Source organism: Micromonospora sp. BL1 (assembly GCF_003667485.1).
Taxonomy (GTDB): Bacteria; Actinomycetota; Actinomycetes; order Mycobacteriales; family Micromonosporaceae; genus Micromonospora; species Micromonospora tulbaghiae.
This window is the reverse complement of sequence record NZ_RCVK01000243.1, coordinates 33,211-54,402: the sequence shown is the minus strand read 5'-3', so window position 1 is coordinate 54,402 and position 21,192 is coordinate 33,211. Positions and strand designations below refer to the sequence as shown.

Sequence of the window (21,192 nt, the reverse complement as noted above, 5' to 3'; positions counted from 1 at the left end):
CCACGAGCCCACCGGCGGCGATCAGCCCGGCGGGCGGCGGCGGCAGCGCGCGTACCGCCGATCCGACCAGGACGGCCGACGCCATCGCCAGCGCGGGCCCCGGCTCGGTCGGCAGGTCGAACAGCCGGGCGGCGGCGACTGCCGACCCGGCGACGACGAGTCCGGCAACGGCCGTGACGACGCGCTGCCGGTGGCGTACCAGAGCGAGCGCGCCGACCACGACGGCGGCCGTGCCGCCGGCGAGCCAGTACCGCAGTCCCCAGCTCGCGGCGATCGCGACCGCCTGGACGCCGATCGCGGCGAGCAGCACCACGGCGAGCCCCGCCGTCGCCGCCACCCGGGTGAGCCGTTCGGTAGCCATGCCCAGCACGCTAGGAGATCGCCGGCCGCAGCGGACCGGCCGAAAGTAGGGGCCGCCGCGCGCCGGACCCTGCTCCGGACCGATGTCCGCCGGTCGCGGCGTGCCCAGGATGAGCCGCATGCATCCACCACTCGCCCTGCACGCCGAGCGGCTGACCAAACGGTACGGCCGCCGCACCGCGCTTGCCGACTGCGACCTGAGTGTTCCGCGCGGGCACGTGGTCGGCCTGGTCGGCCCCAACGGCGCCGGAAAGTCCACGCTGCTGCAACTGGCCTGCGGGCTGATCGCGCCCACCTCGGGTTCGCTGACGGTGCTCGGCTCGCCGCCGGCCGCCGACGCCGCGCACCTGGCCCGGGTCGGCTTCGTCGCCCAGGACACGCCGGTGTACGCCTCCCTCACCGTCGCCGAGCACCTGCGGATGGGCGCCTGGCTGAACCCGTCCTGGGACGCGGCGCTGGCCCGGCGGCGCGTCGACGAGGTCGGCCTCGACCCGGCGCAGAAGGCGGGCCGGCTCTCCGGCGGCCAGCGCGCGCAACTGGCCCTCGCGCTGGCCGCCGCGAAGCGCCCCGAACTGCTGATCCTCGACGAGCCGGCCGCCGCGCTGGACCCGCTGGCCCGCCGCGAGTTCATGCACGGGCTGGCCGGCTTCGTGCGGGAACTCGGCGCCGGGGCGGTGCTCTCCTCGCACCTGCTCGGCGACGTGGCGCAGGTCTGCGACCACCTGGTCGTGCTCTGCGCCGCCCGGGTCCAGGTGGCCGGCCCGGTCCCGGACCTGCTCGCCACGCACCGCAAGACCGCCGCCGCGCCCGCCGGGGCCGAGGTGGTCTGGGCCGAACCCGGCCGCGTCGTGGTCCGGGGCCCGGCGGTACGCGACGGCGCGCCGGTCACGCTGGAGGAACTGGTCCTGGCGTACCTGTCCCGGGCCGTCGCCCGCCCGGCGGTGACCCGATGATCCGGATGACGCTGCGGCAGTTCCGCCTTCCGGCGCTCGTCGGCGCCGTCGCACTGGTGCTGGCCGGCGCCTACCTGCTGCGGCTCGGCGCGGACATCCGGGCCGTGCCCGATCCGGCCCGGCTGCCCGACCGGTACGCGCAGACGATGCTGTTCCTCGCCGGCGGGTTCGCGCTGGTGCCCGCGCTGATCGGCGCGTTCTGGGGTGCGCCGCTGGTGGCCCGGGAACTGGAGCAGGGCACGCACCGGCTGGTGTGGAACCAGAGCGTGCCGCGCCGCCGCTGGCTGGCGGTCAAGCTGGCGGTGCTGTCGGTGGCCGCCGCGCTCGTCGCCGGTGTGCTCGGCGCGCTGCTGACCTGGGCGGCCGCGCCCGTCGACCGGGTCGCCGGCGACCGGTTCAGCACCGTGCTGTTCGGCGCGCGCGGCATCGCGCCGGTCGGGTACGCCGTGTTCGGCCTCGTCCTCGGCGTGGTGGCCGGGCTGGTGCTGCGCCGCACGCTGCCGGCCATGGCAGTGGTGTTCCTGGCCGTGGTCGTGGTGCAGCTCGCGGTGCCGAACCTGCTGCGCCCGCACTACCTGCCGCCGGAGCGGGTCACCGTGCCGATGACCGCGGAGGCGGTCAACCGGGCCCGCAACCTGGGCAGCATCACCGGCTCGCCGGTCGTCGGCGGGCTGGACGTGCCGGGCGCGTGGGTCACCGACATCAGCCCGCTGCGGACCGCCGACGGGCGGCAGCTCTCCGACGAGGCGTTCGGCACCTGTTTCCGTGACCCGCCGCGCACCGGCGCCAGCGGCACGTTCGGCGACACGGCGGTCTGCCTCGGCAAGCTCGACCTGCACGTGGACCTGGCCTACCAGCCGAACCGCCGGTTCTGGGCGTTCCAGTGGATCGAGCTGGCGCTGCACCTCGGCGCGGCCGGTCTGCTGGCGGCGTTCGGCCTGTGGCACGTCCGGAGACGGGCCGGCTGAGCGGACGGGGGCGGACGGTCCGGGCGCCACGCGCGCCCGGACCGCCGTACCTAGCGCTTCAGCAGCGCACGCAGCGCCTCGGCGATCTCGCCCGGCGCCTCCTCGGCCATGAAGTGCCCGGCCGTGGTGGTGCGGTGCTCCAGGTCCGGGGCCCACGCCCGCCACACCGCCGCCGCGTCGTAGCCGAGCACGGCGCCCCAGTCCTGCTGGATGACGGTGACCGGCATGGCCAGCCGTCGCTCGGCGTCCCGGTCCGCCCGGTCGTGCGCCACGTCGATCCCGGCCGACGCCCGGTAGTCCGCGACGATCGAGTCGACCGCCTCCCGGGAGGCCCGCAGGTACTCGGCACGCACCTCGGCCGGCATGGCCGCCGGGTCACCGGCCCAGGCGTCGAGGAAGTGCCCGAAGAACGCGTCGGCGCTGCCCGCGATCATCTTCTCGGGCAGGCCGGGCGGCTGGGCCATCAGGTAGAGGTGGAACGCCACCGACGCGGACACGCCGTGCAGCACGTCCCACATGTCGAGGGTGGGCAGCACGTCCAGCGACGCCAGGTGGGTGACGGTGTCCGGGTGGTCCAGACCGGCCCGGACCGCGACCAGGGCGCCCCGGTCGTGCCCGGCGAGTGCGAACCGCTCGTGGCCGAGCGCGCGGGCCACCGCCACCACGTCGGCGGCCATGGTCCGCTTGCTGTACGTGTCCTCGGCGGCGGCGGCCGGCTTGTCGCTGGCGCCGTAGCCGCGCAGGTCCGGGCAGATCACCGTGTGCTCGCCGGCCAGGTCGGCGGCGACGTGCCGCCACATCAGGTGGGTCTGCGGGAAGCCGTGCAGCAGCACGACCGGGCTGCCCGAGCCACCCACCGCCACGTTCAGCGTCACGCCCTCGGCGACCGGAACGCGCTGGTAGTCGAATCCCGCGATGGCGGTGCTCATCTCGATCCCTCTTTCGTCTCGTCGTACCGGTCCAGCGTGGCGGCGCCGGATGAGCATCCGATGAGCGCGATACGGTGACCCCTGGTCGAGGAGGGTCGGTGCCTGTCGGTTTCGGTGTGCTGGGTCCGGTGACGGCCTGGGACGACGCCGGTGCGCCGGTCGACCTCAGGGGGCCCCGGCACCGGGCCGTGCTGGCGCGGCTGGTCGCCGCCCGGGGCCGGACCGTGCCGGTCGGGCAGATCGTCGACGACCTGTGGGACGACCCGCCGGCCGGCGCGGTGGGCGCCGTCCGCACGTTCGTCGCGGCGCTGCGCCGCCGCCTGGAACCGCACCGTCCGCCACGCGAGCCGGCCCGGCTGCTGGTTACCGACGGACCGGGGTACGCGCTGCGCGCCGCCCCGGACACCGTCGACGCCTGGCGGTTCGAGGACACCGTCACCGCGACTGCCGAGGCGCTGCCCCGGGCCGCGCTCGACCGGCTCGACGAGGCGCTGGGCTGGTGGCGCGGACCCGCGTACGCCGGCTTCGACCAGCCGTGGGCACACGCCGAACGGTCCCGGCTCGACCAGATCCGGCTGACGGCCGTGGAGCGGCGGGCCGAGGCGCTGCTGGCATTGGACCGGGCCGCCGACGCCGTACCCGATCTCGACGCCCACGTCGCGGCGTACCCGTGGCGGGAAGAGGGGTGGGCGCTGCTGGCGTCGGCGCTCTACCGGGCCGGGCGGCAGGCCGACGCGCTCGCCGTCCTGCGCCGGGCCCGGGAACTGCTGCGCGACCAGCTCGGCCTGGACCCGGGGCCGCGGCTGCGGCGGCTGGAGACCGACCTGCTGCGCCAGGCCGAACCCGAACCGACCGGTCCGGCGCGGGTCTGGGCGGAGACCGCCGCCGCGTACGAGCGCAGTGTGGTGCCCGGCGCGCGGGCCCGGCTGGAGTCGACGGTCGGAATGCTGCGCAGCCTCGCCGTCACCGGGCCCGGCGGACTGGAGGCCGCCCGGGACCAGCGTGAGGCGGCCATCACCGCGGCCGAGCACCTGGGCGACCCGGAGTTCACCGCGCGGGTGATCGGCGGGTACGACGTACCGGCGATCTGGACCCGCTCGGACGACCCGGCGCAGGCCGCCCGGGTGGTCGCGGCGGCACAGCGGGCCCTCGCCGGGCTGGGCCCGGACGCGCCCGAGGCGACCCGCGCCCGGCTGCTGGCCACCGTCGCGATCGAGTCCCGCGGTACGGCGTCGCCCGGACCGGCGCAGGCGGCGCGGGAGGCGGAGGCGATCGCCCGCCGGGTGGCCGACTCGGCGCTGCTGGCGCAGGCGCTCAACGGCGTGTACATGCAGACGTTCCACCGGGCCGGGCTGGCCGCCGAGCGGGACGCGATCGGTGCCGAACTGGTCGCGCTCGCCGCCCGGCACGGCCTGGCCACAGCCGAGATCCTCGGGCACCTGATCCGGGTGCAGGCGCGCGGCGCGCTCGCCGACTTCTCCGCCGCCGACGCGCACGCCGACGCGGCGGACCGGCTCGCCGCCCGGCACGAGAGCCCGCTCGTCGGCGTGTTCACCGGCGGCTACCGGGCCATGCGGACCGCCGCCACCGGCGCCGCGTACCCGCAGGCGGAGGCCGCGTACCGGTCGTGGGCGACCGCGCTGGCCGGCTGCGGGATGCCCGGCGTGGAACGGGGGCTGCTGCCGCTGGCTCTGCTCTGCCTGCGGGTGTGGCACGACCGGCCCGCCGACTTCCCCAGCGACACGGACTGGGGCCCGTACGCGCCCTGGGCCCGCCCGCTGCTCCTGCTCGCCGACGGCCGCCGGAAGGAGGCCGCCGCCGCGTTGCGCCGCACCCCGGCGCCACCGCGTGACCTGCTGCTGGAGGCGCTGTGGTGCCTGACCGGCCGCGCCGCCGTGGCGCTGGGCGACCGGGACGCGATGCTCCGGGCGCGGGACGCGCTCGCCCCGGCGGCGCCGGAGCTGGCCGGGGCCGGCAGCGGCCTGCTCACCGCCGGGCCGGTCGCCGCGCACCTGGACCGCCTCGACGCCGCACTTGGCGTGTCCGACGGCCAGGACGGTTCATGAGGGCGGCTCGCAAGGAACGTGTCCTCGGCTAGGGTGCGGCGATGGACGAGCTGAGGCACCTGTTCCGGCGCGCCGCCGACCACGCGGCCGGCTACCGGCTGTCGCTGCCGGACCGGCCGGTCGGCGTACCCGTGGACCAGGCCGCGCTGACCCGGGCGTTCGCCGGCCCGCTGCCGGACGCGCCCACCCCGCCCGAACAGGTGCTCGCGGAGCTGGTGACCGCCGCCGAACCCGGACTCGTGGCCACCGCCGGGCCGCGCTACTTCGGCTTCGTCATCGGCGGCGCCTCGCCGGCCGCCACCGCCGCGGACATGCTGGCCGCCGGGTGGGACCAGAACGCGTTCAACGCTGTCACCTCGCCCGCCGCGGTGGCCGCCGAGTCGGCCGCCGGTACCTGGCTGAAGGAGCTGCTGGGCATCCCGGCGACCGCGTCGGCCGGGTTCGTCACCGGCGGGCAGGCCGCGAACACCGCCGGACTCGCCGCCGCCCGCCACCAGGTGCTCGCCGACGCCGGCTGGGACGTGGAACGACGCGGCCTGCACGGCACGCCAGCGATCCGCGTGTTCGCCGGTGCCGAACGGCACGCCACCATCGACAGGTCGCTGCGGCTGCTCGGCCTCGGCACCGACGCGCTGCGCCCGGTGCCGACCGGCCCGCAGGGCGCCATCGACCCGCACGCGCTGGCGGCGGCGCTGCGCGACGCCGGTCCCGGACCGACGATCGTCTGCCTGCAGGCGGGCAACGTGAACACCGGCGCGTGCGACGACCTGCGCCGCGCCTGCGACCTGGTCCACCGGTACGGCGGCTGGGCGCACGTGGACGGCGCGTTCGGGCTGTGGGCGGCCGCCAGTCCGGCCACCCGGCACCTGGTGGACGGGCTGGAGGCGGCCGACTCGTGGGCCTGCGACGGCCACAAGTGGCTGAACGTGCCGTACGACACCGCCTTCGCGTTCTGCGCCCGGCCCGACGTGCACGCGGCGGCCATGTCGTACACGGCCGCGTACCTCGTGGGTTCCGGTGGCGTGCCCGCGGGCGCGGACCTGACCGCGGAGTCCTCCCGCCGCGCCCGTGGGTTCGCGGTCTGGGCGGGCCTGCGGGAGCTGGGCCGCGACGGCGTCGCCGCCCTTGTCGAGCGGTGTTGCGCGCTGGCCCGGCGGTTCGCCGACGGGCTGACCGCCGCCGGGTTCGAGGTGGCGAACGACGTGGTGCTCAACCAGGTGCTCGTCGGATTCGGCGACGACGCGCGCACCGACCGGGTGGTGGCCGCCGTGCAGGCCGACGGGACGTGCTGGGCGGGCGGGACGACGTGGCGGGGCCTGCGGCTGATGCGGATCTCGGTGTCGAACGCGACCACGACGGAGGCCGACGTGGACCGGTCGGTGGCGGCGATCGCCCGGCTGGCCCGCTGAGCGGCGTCAGCCGGCCAGACGCAGCAGGTGCCGCCCGGGGAAGGGGCCGCCGTGCTCCCGCTCCCAGGTGGCGAGGTGACGCTTCTTCTCCGCAGGCGTAGGCGCGAGGAAGTCGAAGTAGGCCAGGATCACCGTGCGGGCCTCGTCGACCGTGTACGACGCCCCCGACGGCACCGGTCCGAGGCTGTCCACGTTGACGCCGGTCGGCGTGCAGCGCACCACCGCGGAGTTGCCCTCGTACTCCTCGTAGTCCGAGCGCCCGGACATCACGTCGTCGATGCACTGCAGCAGCTCGAGGCAGTCCGGGGCGTAGGTCTGGATGTCGCTGACGAGCTGGGAGGCGAACGGGCGGAAACGCGCGTCGCCGCTGGTCATGGTGGGCGCGCCGTTCTGATTGCGCCCGAACTGGATGTCACCCACAGCTAGCGTCCCCCCACCGGCCAAGCCGAGTACCACGTCGTGCCACCGGGATTGTAGAAGCCCTCGACGAGCAGCCCGTTGGCCCTCCCCTGCCATTTGTTCGGGTCGTCCGGGTGCGGGCCGCCGGACCGGAACGCGCCCTCGATCGTCTCGTCGACCCGCTGCGGCGTCCAGTTGTCCGGGAAGAAGGTGCTCGAACCGCGCTTCTGACGCCAGACGCCGCCGTCGTCCTGCACGTCGACGCGGGCGCGGTACGTGCCGTCGGCGTGCCGTTCGAGGATCATCTCGCGGCCGTCCGCGTCGACGCGGACCCGGGCACCCGGCGGGTTCTCCCCCATGAACCGGTGGTGGAAGCCGGTACCCCGGGGCGGATTGGCGTTGGTGTTCACGTGACCGCGGAAGATGTGCGCGTAGCGGCGGTGCCGCATCCGGGCCCGGAGCCACTTCTCCACCGGCGTGAAGAGACCGGCCTTTCCCCGCCTACCCACCGAGCACCGCTTCGGTCGCCATGTTCAGCAACTGGTCGATGAGGACACCGGTGATGAGCTTGAAGATCGGGATCTCCAGCAGTGAGGCACCGAAGGTGACCACCGCCGTGGCGACCGCCTGTGCGATCTGGATGGCCAGGAGCGTCAGCTGCACGATCACGTTGATCTTCAACGCCAGGACGATCCCGGCGCACACCATGAGCCCGGTCCCGATGAGCGCCGCCGCGGAGGCCCCGTCGTCCAGGTTGGTCTTCGCCGAGTCCGCCGCCTGCCAGCTCGTCTGGAAGCGTTCGATGGCGTCGTCGCGGTTCTGGGTCCACATCTGCTGCGCCGACCGGTCGGCGTCGGCCACCGGAGCACGGAGCCGGTCCGGGAAGGCGAGCCACGCCTGGCCCATCTCCAGCAGCTTCGTCTCGTCGGCCTCCGGCCAGGTGTAGCCGAGCATGCCGAGCAGGGACACCAGTTCTCCGGGCAGGGTCATTCCCATGTCAGCCGAGCACCTCACGGAAGCGGCCGAGGCTCTCAGTGATCATGCGTTCGGTCTCCTGGTAGTTGAGGCCCATCACCCGGCTCAGCTTGCCGATGTCCTCGATCTCGACGAGGTTCGCGTCGTAGCTCTCCAGCGCCAGGTCGCGGATCGTCTCGTACACCATCCCGATGAGCGAGCCGAGGTCGTCGTTGCCCCACGGGGTGCCGAAGGCCGCCAGCTCGGCGTCGAACGCGGACAGCGCGGCACGCAGACGTTGCGCGGAGGCGACGATGTCGTCACCCGCCCCGATGATCGATTCGGGATCGATCTCGATCTCGCGAGCCATCAGCGCTCCTCTCCGTCGGTCATCGTCCCGGCTCCCGGATGGTCTGCATCACGCCGGTCAGTGCGCCGGTGAGCGCGGACATCTGGCGGACGCTCGCCTCCTGAAGCTCGCGCAGCCGCGCGTCGAGCGCCGCCGAGCCGATCCCCTGCGGCGCCGCCGCCTGAGGGATCTGCTCCAGCGCGCGGTTGACCGCGACCACCACCGACTCGCCGAGCTCCGCCGAGGACAGCCGGCGGGGCGGTCGGGTGACCTCCAGCCGGGTCAGCCGAGCCGAGCCGTCGACCTCCGCGCGCACGGTCCCGGCGTCATCGGACCCGCTCCACCGCTCGGCCCCGCCGTCGTCGGCCGTCCCGCCGGTTGCCGCGCCCAGCACGCCCATGACCTGGTGCAGGAGGTCCGCCGGCCCGTTCGCCGGGAGATCCCCGCCGAGCCCGGTCGCCGGACCGGCCTTGGCGACGGCCTCGGCGATCGCGCCGTGGAGACGGCGCATCGCCGACTCGCTCTCGGCGAGGACGGCCCCGAGGCTTCCGGCCAGCGCGGGCAGGTCGGGCGCCGGTTCGCTGCTCGCCAGGCTGCTGCGTGACGCGGTCAGCGCGTCGTTCACCGCCTGCTCGACCAGGCGGCCCAGCTCGTCCTCGGACAGCCGCATCAACGGCGCCGCCAGCTCCACCGAGCGCAGCCGCCCGTTCTCCGCCGTCACCTCGACCTGGCCGTCGGCGGCGCGGCCGTGCGCCTCGGCGGTGACGCCGGTGGCAGGCCCGCCGGCGCGCAGGGCCGCCAGCTCCTCGCGATAGCCGGAGACGCGCGCCGCGTAGTCGTCGGCCGTGGCGTCCTGTGTCATCCCGTTGCCTCCCCGTCACGGTCAACCAGACCCTAGCAACGCCCGGCTCGCCGGGACGTCCCTCCACAGGGGAGTGCGCTTGTCGCGGTGACGTCACGGGGCCCACACGCAGCGCGAGACGGTCGTGGCTGGCCCACCGGGCGGCACGCCCTTCGCGAGTTGGCTAGCCTTCGTCGCGCACGCCACACTGCAACCAGACCCGCACACTCTCGGTCGCCTCGGTCCTCCCGCCGAGCGCATCCCGAAGCTCGGCGGCGAAGCGTTCGCGTTGCTGGTCAGTCGGTAGCTGTTCGGCGGACATGGCGGAGAAGACGCCGCCGACCATGTCGTCGACGGTGAGTGGCGCGTCGTACCGCACCGACGTCTCCTCGTACCGATAACCGGCACGCACGAGCGCCTCCCGGTTGCGCCGACGCCCGTCCTCGTCGGTCTGGCATCTCGCCGTGACGGGGTGGCCGAGCATCCGCTCCAGGCATTCGCGCAGCGCGCGCGACCAATCGGCGTCCTGCGTCCACAGGGGTTCGCCGTTGGTGACGACGGCGATGCCACCGCCGGGGCGCAGGAACGGCCGGGCCGCCGCGAACAGGGCGTCGCGGTCCATGAAGTGAATGGCGACGGCGACGGTCAGCGCACCGACCGTCCGCTCGCCGACCAGCCGGGACAACGCGGGCACATCCCTGTCGCTGCCGAGCACCCACGTGGCGTTGTCGATGCCATGGTCGAGGGCGGTACGCCGGGCGATCGCCAGCATGTCCGCTTCCGGATCCACGCCGATGACCGCGGTCACCCGATCGGCGAGCGGGAGGCTCAACTGACCGGAGCCGCAGCCGAGGTCGACCACCGTGTCGTCGGTGCCGAGCTCGAAGGCTGCCGCCAGCGCGTCGAGCACCTCGGGCGGATAGCCGCGCCGATGCCGTGCGTAGTAGGTCGCCACCTCACCGCCGAAGCCCGTCGCCATGCCGGCAGCCTGCCCGCCGCGGCCGTCCCGAGGCCAGCCGTTCTGCTCAGGGCACGCCCCGAACGCCGCGCTCGTCCCCCGTGCGAGCTACCCGCAAGTGTCCACCGCACGGTGACGATTCCCGACCCGCGAATCCATAGCGTTCCAGGTGAACCGCGGCGCTCCGGCCGCGGACCTTCCGAAGGAATCGTCATGCGTGTGGTGAAGCAGCTCCTGGCCGTCGTCGCGGTCAGTCTCGTCGGCAGCCGGGCGGTCGTCGCGGCACAGGACAACACCTGGCTCAGCTTGATCCTCGGCGTCGCAACCGCCGCGGCGGCGATCATGGTGTACGGGTGGGTGGTGCGCCGTACCGAACGCCGCGAGGTCACGGAGCTGGCCCGGGACGGCGCTGCGGCCCGGCTCCATCGCGGGGTGCTGATCGGCTTCGCCATGTTCGCGGCGGTCATCGTCAACATCGCCCTCATGGGCGGCTACCACGTACACGGCATCGGGTCGGTGTCCGGCGCGGTGGGCATGGTCGGGTTCATGGCCGCCGCGGCGGTGACCGAGGAGCTGATGTTCCGCGGTCTGCTGTTCCGCCTGGTCGAGGAACGGCTCGGTACGTGGCTCTCGCTGCTGCTGACCGGCGTACTGTTCGGCCTGATGCACCTGCTGAACCCGGACGCCAGCCTGTGGGGCGCGACCGCCATCGCGATCGAGGCGGGGTTCATGCTGGCGGCCTGCTACGCCGCGACCCGCAACCTGTGGCTGCCGATCGGGCTGCACTTCGGCTGGAACTTCGCCGCCGGCGGCGTCTTCAGTGTCGTCGTCTCCGGCAACGGCGAGTCGACCGGGCTGCTGGACGCCAGCACGTCGGGTTCGACGCTGCTCAGCGGCGGCGACTTCGGGCCGGAGGGCAGCCTCTACACGGTGGCCGCCGGGGCGGCGCTGACTGTGGTCTTCCTCTGGCTGGCCCACCGCCGCGGCCACATCGTGCGGCGCCGCCGCCGTGCGGTCGAGGCCCCGGCGGAGAGCGTTGCGGTCTCCTGATGATCACCCGACGGATGCTCCCGGACTCCTGGCGGCACTGGCCCGTCACGGTCCGGGATCTCCCGCTCGCCCTGGTGATCGCGCTCGCGGCCGTGACCCCACCGCTGCGTGGCATCGGTACGCAGCTCGGCGACCTGCCCGCGCGGCCGTTCGACGCGCTCACAGTGGTGGTGATCGCGCTGGAGTGCCTTCCGCTGGCGCTGCGCCGCAGCCGTCCCGCGCTGTCCCTCGCCCTCGTGTCACTCGGCTTCGCCATCGACCAGGTGCGCGCGTACCACACCTTCGCGGGCGCCGCGCTCGCCGTCGCGCTGCTGAGCGCGGGCGCCCACCTGGACCGGGTCCGCCGTACCACGGTGCTCGCCGGCTCCCTCGCGTACGTCGGACTGGCCGTCGCCCTCGACCGCCAGGGGTCGACCGAAGGGGTGGTCGGCTTCACCACGTTCTACCTGCTGCTGGCGCTCGCCTGGGGCACCGGGTCGTGGCTGCGGCAGAACCGCATCGCCGAGGCCGAACGCCGCCGGCACGTGGCCGAGACCGCCCGCGCCGCCGAACGCGCCCGCATCGCCGGCGAGCTGCACGACGTGGTGACCCACCACGTGACGGCGATGGTGGTGCAGGCCGAGGCGGCCCGCTACCTGACCGCCGCGCCCGACCGCCTCGACGCCGCCCTGACCGCCGTCACCGACACCGGCCGCCGCGCCATCGGCGACCTGCGGGTGCTGCTCGACGTGCTCAACCCCGACCACGGTACGGAGGCACGCACGCCGTCCGTCGGCGAGCTGCACGCCCTGGTGGAGCAGACCCGCCGGGCCGGGCAGCCGGTGGAGTTCACGCAGGAGGGCAGCCCGGCGGAGGTGACCGGCGGCGCGGAGGTGGCCGCGTACCGGGTGGTGCAGGAGGCGCTGACGAACGCGCTCAAGTACGCCCACGGCCGCCCCACCACCGTCCACGTACACCATGGCGACAGGGAGATCACTGTGGAGATCAGCACGGACGGCCCCGGCACGCGCGCCGCGGGTCCGGGCGGCAGCGGACGCGGCCTGGCCGGGCTGCGCGAGCGCGTCACGGTGCTCGGCGGCGAGTTCGACGCCGGGCGCCGGGCCGGTGGCGGCTTCGTGGTCCGGGCACGCATCCCCACCGGGAGCGCGTCGTGACCGCCCCGATCCGGGTGCTCGTCTGCGACGACCAGGCCCTGATCCGTACCGGATTCGCCACCATCATCGGCGCGCAGCCGGACATGGAGGCGGTGGGTGAGTGCGGCGACGGCCGCGCCGCTGTCGACCTCGCCGGCCGCCTGCGGCCCGACGTGGTGGTGATGGACGTCCGCATGCCGGTGCTCGACGGCATCGAGGCGACCCGCCTGCTGGCCGGCGCCGGCGTCGCCCACCCGGTCAAGGTGCTGGTGGTGACGACGTTCAACCTCGACGAGTACGTCTACGAGGCGCTGCGCGCCGGCGCGAGCGGGTTCCTGCTCAAGGACGCCCCACCGGCGCAGCTGCTGCACGGCATCCGCACCGTCGCCTCCGGCGCCGCGCTGCTCGCGCCCGAGGTGACGCGGCAGCTCGTCGGCCGGTACGCAGCGCGCATCCGCCCGGCCGAGGGGACGCCTGGGGACGTCGGGCTGACGCCGCGTGAGCTGGAGGTGCTGCGGCTGATCGCCGACGGGCTGTCGAACAGTGAGATCGCGGCGCGGCTGGTGATCAGCCAGGAGACGGTGAAGACGTACGTGTCGCGGATCCTGACGAAGCTGGACCTGCGGGACCGGGTACAGGCGGTGGTGTACGCGTACCGCACCGGCCTGGTCACCTAATCTACCCGTCAGGAACCGACACCCCGTCGTCGTCGAGGGGTGAGCCGTCCAGGGCGCGGTCGGTCTCCGCTGCGGTCAGACGCACGATCACGTCCCCGTCGGAGGTCGGAAAGCGGGTGAAACGCAACAGGACGAACCCCGAACGTTTGCTGCCCCGCACACCGTTGTCGAGGGGCATGGTGTGCACACCCTCGACGAGCCATTGATAGAGCGGCTGCGCGTCGGCGTCACGCCAGCCCTTCAAGCCGGCATGGTGAACCGCCAGGGTCAGCTTCTCGGCCAGGTACTCGGGGTCACAGACGCTGGTGATCGTCAGATCGAGTTCCGCGAACCGGTGCGCCGGCCCGAAGTGCCACAGTGCCCGCACCTCGCGGACCCCCGGGGTCAGCGGCCGTCCGACGAACAACCAGTCGTACGCGTCCAGGAAGGGTGCGTGGCGCTTGAGCCAGCTCTGCCTTTCCTGCTCCCGCACGACCCAGGGCAGAGGGATCTCGTTGAACTCGTCGGTCCACACCACTTCGGGGATCTCCCAGGCGTCGAGCCAGGTTCTGACGCGCTCCCGGTTGGCCAGGAACGCGGCTCGCAGTTCCTCGTGCTGACGGCGTCCGGTCATCGGATCACTCTCCGTAGTCCCAATCGAGGCCCCAGATGCGGACATTGCCCTGGTGGTCGCCGGTGACGACGGTGCCGAACGCGTCGTCGGCGCGTATCGCGTTGACCCGGACGTGGTGACCGTGCAGGGAGCGGATCCGGCGTCCGGCGCGCAGATCCCACACGTCGACGGTCTGCTCTCCCGGGTCTCCGGCCACCGCGAACCTCCCGTCGGGCGACACCACCACCTCCTCGACCCCGGAGAGGCTTCCGGCCGGGCCGTCGAGAGCCCTCCCGTCGAACACCAGCTCTCCGCTCGCGGCGTCCCACACGACGAAGCCGGTCAGCCCGGCGATGACGGCGAGCCGACGGGAGTCCGCGAAGGCCAACGCCGCCGACGAGCTGTGCTTGACCCGGTCGAGCCGGTACGACGGGCGCCTGTCACCCGGTCGCCACGCGGTCAGGCGGGTCATCCCGGCCAGCAGCAGCATCCCGGAGGCGAACCGGATCTCCGTGTGCCGGTCGACGTCCGCAAAGGTCTTCACGGGCTTTCCGGTGTCCATCGACCGGACCTCCACGGCGGCCGCGTCGTGGGTTCGCAGCTGCACGGCGATCGAGCGGGACGCCTCGTCGGCCGTGACGCCGACGATCGTGCAGGGTCCGGTGCGGACCGTCGCGACGCAGGCGGCCGCCTCCAGCGACCACACCGTCGCCAATCCATGGCCGAAGCCGACCGCCAACAGGTCGCCCGAGATGTCGAGCGTGGTGTTCCCGTCATCGCGAGGCAGGGCGCCGGCCACCTTGAACCGGGGCTGGAACGTCCTGGTGTCGTGGCAGGCCACCGATCCGTCCGAGTAGCCGATGATCACGTCCCGGCCGCCCCTGGCGAAGGACAGGCTGGTGGCGGGGTTCCGCCGCTCGGTGACCCCGCCTGCCTTCTCCAGCGTCTCCAGGTCGAAGATCTCGACCTCGTCGACGTTGGCCGGGAAGGCGAACAACCGGCCGGAGGCGCCGACGTCGAAGGTGCCACGGGCGAGCATGACATCGGACAGCTCCTGCTCCAGCCAGATGCCGGTCAGTCCGGTGCGCCGCAGGTTCCGGCCCAGGGCCCCGGAGGCCCGGCGTAGCCGCGGGTGACGTTCGTGGCCGGGAACGGCACGCGCCTCGCGGATCGCGTCCGCCGCGCGCCGATCCTCTCCGGCCGCGATCATCGCCTCGACGCGTTCCATGACCTGGTCGAACGCCCGCTCGTCGCGCGCGAGGGCACCGACCGGGCGGGGCGGCGCGTACGACCAGGGAGCGAGGTGCCCGCTGAGCGGCATGGGAAGGCGGGAGAGCGAGGTCTGGCCGCTGTAGCCGTGCGATTCGGCGATGACCGCGTAGCCGCAGTCCCCGCTGAACGCCGTCGCGTCGCGACGCGAACCCCGCGCCCAGTCCTTCGGGAAGGTGCGGACGCATCGGCGGATGGCGAGTTCGAGGACTTGAAGGTCGCCGGTCCCGGGGTCGAGCAGCGCCCAACCGGCCCGGCCGGAGACGCCGAGCATGCGGTAACCGGTCAGCCAGGGGACCTCCCACCGTCGCGGTTCGTCCCAGACCCGCATGTCCACCACTGTCAGGGACTGGTAGCCGATCCTCAGGACCGTCGACCCGTCCGCCGCCAGGGCGACCTTCTGGCCGTCGCCGTCCATCTCGTCGGCGGGTATGTGCAGGCCCCGCATCCTCGTGTCCCGCAGGGGCCACCACTGCTCCACCCGGTGGTCGACAGCGGAGCCGGGGCGGCCCAGTGAGGCGGAGACGCACACCTCGGCGTCCGGGCCGAGGATCACCCGTGTGACTGTGCCGTCGTGGGGCCGGATGCCGGCGACCGGCTCCCACGCGCCGGTGCGGAAGACGAGGACGCGGCCGTCGGCCGTACCCACAGCCGCGAAGCCACCCTCGGGGCTGAGCGCCACGGATGTTCCTCCCTCCAGCCGGCCTTCGAGGTGGGCCGTGCCGTCGGCGAGCCGCCACCGCTCGACGCGGGAATCCTGGTAGCAGACGAGGATCCGCGCTCCGGCGTGGTCGATCGCGACGTCGACGGGAGCCGGGCCGGAGGCGGCGAGTTCCGCGACCACCCGGCCCGCGAAGGCGTCCCAGACCCGCACCCGCCCTGATTTCTCGGCCACCACCACGTGTGTCGCGTCGTGATCGCAGGCCATCGCGACGACCTGGCCGGACATCTGCCCGAACACCTCGAGCGTGCCCCTCGGCTCCAGTCGGGCACAGCGCTCCCGCGCGGCCGCGATCTCCGGCGAACCCGGATGCTTGCGGTCCGCCTCAGCCAGGTGCCGGGCCGCGAGGACGCCGTCACCGCGTTCCATGTGCACCATCGCGGCCAGGTAGTCCGCCTCCCAGGAGTCGCCCGTGGCGCGCAGTTCCGACAGGAGGGTCTCGTCGGTGACCATGCCGTCGGCCCATCTGAGGAGCCCGTGGTTGTAGACCGCCCGGACGTTGTGCGGGTCGATCGCCTTGGCCCGCTCGAACATCTCGATGGCCCGGCGTTGGTCGCCGAGGTCCCACAGGGACAGCGCCTTGTTGGACAGGCCGTCGGCCTTGAGAGACGGCGGCACCCGGTCGGGGTGCGGGTAGGGACCCGATGTGCAGTCCGCGTAGACGCTCAGCAGGACGGCCTCCGCCTCGGCGGTGTCGCCGATCCTCGACCGGGGGTCGCGCGCCAGGCAGCCGGACAGGAGGTCGCGCAGCGGCTGCGGGAGATCTCCGCGTAGCGACGCCAGCGCATCCGCACCGTCGTGTCCCCACTTCCACAGCCGGCGCCCGTGCAGCAGCTCGATCACCGTCAGCGCCCAGGACCACATGTCGCTGGTCCGGCCGATCCTTCCGTCCGGATCGACCTGCTCCGGGGAGCAGTACTGCGGTGTGAATCCGCCGAGCGTCGCGTACGAGGTCTCTACGCCACCCGCTGCGCTGTGCGACACGGACGCTTTCGCCTTAGCGGTGCCGAAGTCGGTCACCCGTGCGGTCTCACCGTCGTACATGACGTTGGAGGGCTTGATGTCCTGATGCACCAGACCTGCCGCGTGCGCGTGGCCGATGCCGCGCAGCATCTGGATCGCGACGTCCAGGGCCCGCGGGAGATCGCGGCACCGCCCGTCCCGCACCGCCGCCGTCAGGTCGCCGCCCGCGACCCATTCGGCGAAGACCACCGGGTACGCCCCGACGCGCTGCACATAGTTGCAGCCGACGACGTTCGGGTGCGGGTCGAGATCGGTCCAGGCCTGCGCCTCCTGCGCGAGCAGGTCGAGGATCCCGGGCGCCGAGGCCAGGTCGGGGCGCGGCGTCTTCACCGCCAGGTCGACGCCCCAGCCGAGGTGATGCGCGCGGTAGACGAACCCCGTGCCGCCGGTTTCGACGACCTCCTCGATGCGGAACGTGTCGAGGACGGTCTCCCCCGGCCGCCACCGGATGACCTGCCCCGCGTCCACGCCGAGGCCCTAGCCGACGAGCGCCACGTAGATCGGGCTGCCCAGCAGCGTGCCGTTCGGGCCCGGCCTCTCGGCCAGCCGCTTCGCGACGAACTCGACCCGTTGCGCCGGCCCCGGGAGCGCGGCCCCGATCTGCGCCAGCGACTCGTGGAAGCGCTCGTCGTCGAACTCGCCCGGGTCGGCTCGCAGTTCCTGAAGCTTGCGGAACAGGTACGGCGGGACCGATCCGACCGGTTCGGCGTCACCGCCACCGACCACGTGCGACGCCGACCCGCCGAGGACGACGACTTGGTCTTCGAGCGTCCCCGCGAAGACCACGATGCCGGCCGTCGGGAAGACCTGCCAGCGCATCTCCAGGCAGGCCTGGACGTAGGGGCGCTCCTCGTCCGCGGCGCCGATCTGGTCGGCGTCCTGCAGGTGCCGGACCACTTTCTCCAGCTTGTCGAGGTCGTGGCGCTCGGGCAGGACCGCCTTGCGGCTGTAGCGGACGACCTTCAGGTCCACGGCGAGCTCGGTCTCGTGCTGCGCGGAGGAGGCGACCTGCGCCGCCAGGAGCCCGATCTTGAGATGCGACAGGTAGAGGTAGTACTTGAGGCTCAAGATGCACTCCGGTAACGGGGAGACGTCCGAAGCCCACCCTACGTGGCGCACGCTCGACATGCTGACCCTCGATCGACGATGATCGGTGTCCGCGCGTCATATCGCGCGCGACGCCGCGCAACACGGCCCGTCCTCAACGGGTTGAACCGCCACGGGTTTTGTAAAGGCCTTGATGTGCGCTGTCCTTAATCTGACAGTCATTCGTAATCGCTTGGCTTCAGCGAGTCACAATATCCACACTGGCGTATGGCCCGCTCGGACGGTATGCCAGATGTAAGCCAAAGCCGCCACTCGTCACTCCGGCCGCAGGTACGCGCGCCCGACGGCTTCCCTCCGTCACTGCAGCCCTTGCTGGCGCGGATCGCCGACCGGCGCGCCGCCCGCAGTGAGGCGACCCTGCAGTCCGACATCCGCCAGCTGCTGCTGGCTGGCGATTTCGGACTCTCTGGCTGCCACCTCGACGACATCGACCTCGAGGCCCCGGCTGGCGGTGGCCGGCGCATCGACATCGAGGTCGGCTACACCATCATCGAGGTTAAGCGAGGGCTCCAGACCGGTCGCCCACTCCGGGATGCTGAGCGCCAGCTCGCTGGCTACGTGTGGTCGCGGTGCATGGAGAGTGGCCAGAGGTACGTCGGCATCCTCACCGACGGCGCCACCTGGCGGGCATATCACCTGACCGGCGACGAGCTGACTCTCGTCGACACCCATACGGTCGCTGCCACCCGCCCCGACGGTCTGGCCCTCTTCTATTGGCTGGAAGGTGTGTTGGCGACGAGCCAGCGGGTCCGGCCGGCTCCCGGCGAGGTGGCTCGCCGCCTCGGCGCGCAGAGCACCTCCCACAAGCTGGATCGTGCCGCGCTCGCCGCGCTCTACGCCGAGCATGAACGGCTGCCGACCGTGGAGTTGAAGCGGAAGCTGTGGGCGGAGCTGCTCGACAGCGCCCTGGGCACCCAGTTCGTTGACGATCCGGACCTGTTCGTCGAGCACACCCTGCTGATGAACAGCGCATACATCATCGCGCACCTGGTCGTCGGCATCGACGCCCTGGAGTTGCAGCCGCAGGACCTCATCACCGGGCAACGGTTCGACCAGGCCCGCATCCTGGGCGTGGTCGAGCACGATTTCTTCGGCTGGACCACGGAGGTGCCCGGCGGTCGCGAGTTCATCCAGGGGCTCACCCGGCGACTGGCCCGGTTCGACTGGCTGCGGGCCGACCACGACATCCTCAAGGTGCTCTACGAGTCGATGATCGGCCCGGAGACGCGCAAGCGGATGGGCGAGTACTACACCCCCGACTGGCTCGCCGAGCACATCGTCGATACCGTCGTCACCGATCCGCTGCGGCAACGTGTGCTGGATCCCGCCTGCGGCTCCGGTACCTTTCTCTTCCACGCGGTCCGCCGGTATCTCGCCGCTGCCGACATGGCGGACGTTCCGCTCGATGCCGCGCTGACGCAACTCACCCATCACGTGGTCGGCGTCGACCTGCACCCGGTCGCCGTGGCGCTCGCGCGCGTGACCTACCTGCTCGCCATCGGCCACCAGCGGCTGACCGACCAGCGAGGCGCCATCACCATCCCGGTCTATCTCGGCGACAGCATGCAGTGGCGGGAGCGCCGTGACCTCTTCACGGAGGAACACGTACGAATCAGTGCTGGCTACAACGCCAGCGCGGTCGAGGAGTGGCTCCGCTTCCCCAAAACCCTGCTCGACGAGCCGAGCCGCTTTGACCAGATCGTCTCCGGACTCGCCGGCATCGCGGCAAAACCGCGAGACCCGAACAACCCGCCGTCGCTGGCGGCGTTCTTCCACCACCTGCAGATCAGGGCTGACGACCAGCCGATGATTCGCGGCACCTTCGAGGCGATGTGCCGACTGCACGACGAGGGCCGCGACCACATCTGGAGCTACTACCTGCGCAACCTGGCCCGGCCCGTCTGGTTTGCGATGGACGACAACCGGGTGGACGTTCTCATCGGCAACCCGCCGTGGCTCTCGTACCGTCACATGCCTACCGGCATGCAGGCAATGTTCAAGAAGCTCTGCAGTGATCGCGGGCTGTGGCGTGGTAATCAGTTCGCGACGCAGCAGGACCTCTCCACCCTTTTTGTCGTCAGAACCATCCAGCAGTATCTCCGCGACGGTGGCGCGTTCGCCTTCGTCCTGCCCAACGCCGTGCTCGACCGCGAGCACTTCGAGGCCTTCCGCAGCGGGCGGTACACGGACGAGACTGAGCCGACAGACGTTGCCTTCACCGGCTCCTGGGACCTGCGCCGCCTGCGCCCCCATCCATTTCCCCGGGGCGCGAGTGTCGTCTTCGGCAATAAGGCGGCCACGGGCAGCCCTCACCGCCTTCCCTCGGTCACCGAGCGATGGACGGGACGCCTCGGCGCCGATGCCAGGAGATGGAAACAGGCGGCGCCGTCTATCAACCGGGAACTTGTCCCCCTGGGTGGGGCGTACCTCGCCGAGTCACCGTACAAGGCACACGTGCACAACGGTGCGACCATCTTTCCCAAGATCCTCTTTTTCGTCGAGGCAGATCCCGGCGGGCGGCTCGGCCTCGGCGTCGGCCGCCACGCCGTTCGCTCGGCCCGCAGCAACATGGAGAATCCTCCGTGGAAGGATCTGCCCGCTCTCGAAGGCGTCGTGGAGAGCGAGTTCATCCGCCCCGTGCTGCTCGGCGAGACGCTGCTGCCGTACCGGATCCTGCCCGCGAAGAAGGCGGTGCTTCCGCTCGACGGTTCTATCCTGATGACCGGGTCCGGCTCTCGACTCGACTACTACTTCGGTCTGGCCGAATGGTGGCGGAAGGCGGAAGCCACCTGGGAGGCGCATCGCAGCAGCGCCCGTCTAACTCTGGGTGAGCAACTCAACTTCCGACGCAAGCTGACCGCGCAGCTTCCCGCGCCGCCCCTCCGGTTGGCCTACTCCGCCTCCGGGATGCACGTTGCCGCCGCCATCGTCGACGACCCGGCCGCGATCATCGAGCATGCTCTCTATTACTGCACGATCGACAGCCGGGCGGAAGGTCACTATCTCAGCGCGATCCTGAACAGCCCGGCTCTTACCACGCTCGCCCGTCCGCTGATGTCATACAGCAAGGACGAACGTCATATCGACAAACACGTGTGGAAACTACCCATCCCCCGGTACGACGACGCAGACCGGACGCACCGACGCCTCTCCGAGCTCGGCCAGGACCAGTGTCAGTTCGTGGCTGGACTCGATCTTGAGGAGGGGCGAAGCTTCGTGACCCTGCGTCGACGCATCCGAGTCGCACTCGCAGGCCATTCGGCCACTGCAGAGATCGAGGCCACGGTCATGGAGATGCTCAGCTGATGGATGCTTCTGATCGCCGTCGAGCTGCGGGTCAACGGGGTGGGCACGCACGCTCGGGTAGTCCGTTCCGGCGCGACGCCGTACTCCAACAACAGGAACGCGCGCAGGGCGTCCGCAGGTAGCTCGGC

At 72.4% G+C, this 21,192-nt stretch carries 18 protein-coding genes and 1 pseudogene; 8 read left to right on the top strand and 11 right to left on the bottom strand.

Annotation, left to right across the window (positions count from 1 at the left end; translation table 11 throughout):
• Positions 1-361: pseudogene (locus EAD96_RS16580) on the bottom strand (sensor histidine kinase); the annotation flags it as partial.
• Between the two features lie 118 nt (positions 362-479).
• On the opposite strand from EAD96_RS16580, the gene EAD96_RS16575 reads away from it, so the two are divergent.
• Both EAD96_RS16575 and EAD96_RS16570 read left to right on the top strand, forming a co-directional pair.
• On the top strand, positions 480-1,313 hold the full coding sequence (locus tag EAD96_RS16575) for an ABC transporter ATP-binding protein (protein ID WP_121684957.1): 834 nt from the start codon (positions 480-482) through the stop codon (positions 1,311-1,313).
• Entirely contained in the window at positions 1,310-2,281 is a 972-nt protein-coding gene (locus tag EAD96_RS16570; RefSeq protein WP_121684956.1) for an ABC transporter permease subunit, read from the top strand. The genes EAD96_RS16575 and EAD96_RS16570 overlap by 4 nt, the downstream gene beginning before the upstream one ends.
• 50 nt (positions 2,282-2,331) lie before the next feature.
• Here EAD96_RS16570 and EAD96_RS16565 read toward each other — a convergent pair whose 3' ends face one another.
• On the bottom strand, positions 2,332-3,210 hold the full coding sequence (locus EAD96_RS16565) for an alpha/beta fold hydrolase (RefSeq protein ID WP_121684955.1): 879 nt from the start codon (positions 3,208-3,210) through the stop codon (positions 2,332-2,334).
• 98 nt (positions 3,211-3,308) lie between these two features.
• Here EAD96_RS16565 and EAD96_RS16560 point away from each other — a divergent pair, with 98 nt between their 5' ends.
• Both EAD96_RS16560 and EAD96_RS16555 read left to right on the top strand, forming a co-directional pair.
• Positions 3,309-5,276 (top strand): BTAD domain-containing putative transcriptional regulator, encoded by a 1,968-nt coding sequence (locus tag EAD96_RS16560; protein WP_121684954.1) that lies wholly within the window; start codon positions 3,309-3,311, stop codon positions 5,274-5,276.
• Between the two features lie 41 nt (positions 5,277-5,317).
• The gene (locus EAD96_RS16555; protein ID WP_121684953.1) at positions 5,318-6,685 is read left to right on the top strand and encodes a pyridoxal-dependent decarboxylase; all 1,368 of its coding nucleotides are present in this window, start codon (positions 5,318-5,320) and stop codon (positions 6,683-6,685) included.
• 6 nt (positions 6,686-6,691) lie between these two features.
• Here the strand turns inward: EAD96_RS16555 and EAD96_RS16550 are convergent, their stop codons facing one another.
• The 6 genes from EAD96_RS16550 to EAD96_RS16525 all read right to left on the bottom strand — a co-directional run bounded on the left by EAD96_RS16550 (position 6,692) and on the right by EAD96_RS16525 (position 10,207).
• A complete protein-coding gene (locus EAD96_RS16550) occupies positions 6,692-7,105 on the bottom strand; it encodes a hypothetical protein (RefSeq protein ID WP_121684952.1) in 414 nt (137 codons plus the stop codon).
• Between the two features lie 2 nt (positions 7,106-7,107).
• Positions 7,108-7,557, bottom strand: coding sequence for an EndoU domain-containing protein (locus EAD96_RS16545; protein WP_120569991.1), 450 nt, complete (start codon positions 7,555-7,557; stop codon positions 7,108-7,110).
• Between the two features lie 28 nt (positions 7,558-7,585).
• Positions 7,586-8,080: a hypothetical protein gene (locus tag EAD96_RS16540; protein WP_120569992.1), complete on the bottom strand. Its 495-nt coding sequence runs from the start codon at positions 8,078-8,080 to the stop codon at positions 7,586-7,588.
• A 1-nt stretch (position 8,081) separates the two neighbouring features.
• Positions 8,082-8,408: a hypothetical protein gene (locus tag EAD96_RS16535; RefSeq protein WP_120569993.1), complete on the bottom strand. Its 327-nt coding sequence runs from the start codon at positions 8,406-8,408 to the stop codon at positions 8,082-8,084.
• 19 nt (positions 8,409-8,427) lie between these two features.
• A complete protein-coding gene (locus tag EAD96_RS16530; protein WP_121684951.1) occupies positions 8,428-9,249 on the bottom strand; it encodes a hypothetical protein in 822 nt (273 codons plus the stop codon).
• Between the two features lie 163 nt (positions 9,250-9,412).
• Positions 9,413-10,207 carry a class I SAM-dependent methyltransferase gene (locus tag EAD96_RS16525; protein ID WP_121684950.1) on the bottom strand — a complete coding sequence of 265 codons (795 nt, stop codon included), beginning with the start codon at positions 10,205-10,207 and terminating at the stop codon, positions 9,413-9,415.
• A 192-nt stretch (positions 10,208-10,399) separates the two neighbouring features.
• On the opposite strand from EAD96_RS16525, the gene EAD96_RS16520 reads away from it, so the two are divergent.
• Genes EAD96_RS16520 through EAD96_RS16510 form a run of 3 tightly spaced genes read left to right on the top strand, consistent with a single transcriptional unit; the run spans position 10,400 to position 13,046 of the window.
• Complete coding sequence (locus tag EAD96_RS16520) at positions 10,400-11,236, top strand: CPBP family intramembrane glutamic endopeptidase (protein ID WP_121684949.1); 837 nt, start codon at positions 10,400-10,402, stop codon at positions 11,234-11,236.
• Positions 11,236-12,390 carry a sensor histidine kinase gene (locus EAD96_RS16515; protein WP_121684948.1) on the top strand — a complete coding sequence of 385 codons (1,155 nt, stop codon included), beginning with the start codon at positions 11,236-11,238 and terminating at the stop codon, positions 12,388-12,390. Before EAD96_RS16520 ends, EAD96_RS16515 begins: the two co-directional genes overlap by 1 nt.
• On the top strand, positions 12,387-13,046 hold the full coding sequence (locus tag EAD96_RS16510; protein ID WP_121684947.1) for a response regulator transcription factor: 660 nt from the start codon (positions 12,387-12,389) through the stop codon (positions 13,044-13,046). The genes EAD96_RS16515 and EAD96_RS16510 overlap by 4 nt, the downstream gene beginning before the upstream one ends.
• A gap of 1 nt (position 13,047) precedes the next feature.
• Here EAD96_RS16510 and EAD96_RS16505 read toward each other — a convergent pair whose 3' ends face one another.
• From EAD96_RS16505 to EAD96_RS16495, 3 genes are read right to left on the bottom strand one after another with little or no spacing between them, the layout of a single operon-like run.
• Positions 13,048-13,659, bottom strand: coding sequence for a hypothetical protein (locus EAD96_RS16505; RefSeq protein ID WP_121684946.1), 612 nt, complete (start codon positions 13,657-13,659; stop codon positions 13,048-13,050).
• A gap of 4 nt (positions 13,660-13,663) precedes the next feature.
• Positions 13,664-17,119 carry a protein kinase gene (locus tag EAD96_RS16500; protein WP_121684945.1) on the bottom strand — a complete coding sequence of 1,152 codons (3,456 nt, stop codon included), beginning with the start codon at positions 17,117-17,119 and terminating at the stop codon, positions 13,664-13,666.
• 9 nt (positions 17,120-17,128) lie between these two features.
• The gene (locus EAD96_RS16495; RefSeq protein WP_121684944.1) at positions 17,129-17,719 is read right to left on the bottom strand and encodes an SAVMC3_10250 family protein; all 591 of its coding nucleotides are present in this window, start codon (positions 17,717-17,719) and stop codon (positions 17,129-17,131) included.
• A gap of 348 nt (positions 17,720-18,067) precedes the next feature.
• Between EAD96_RS16495 and EAD96_RS16490 the strand changes: the two genes are divergently transcribed.
• Complete coding sequence (locus EAD96_RS16490) at positions 18,068-21,064, top strand: N-6 DNA methylase (protein WP_199733198.1); 2,997 nt, start codon at positions 18,068-18,070, stop codon at positions 21,062-21,064.
• Positions 21,065-21,192: the final 128 nt, after the last annotated feature.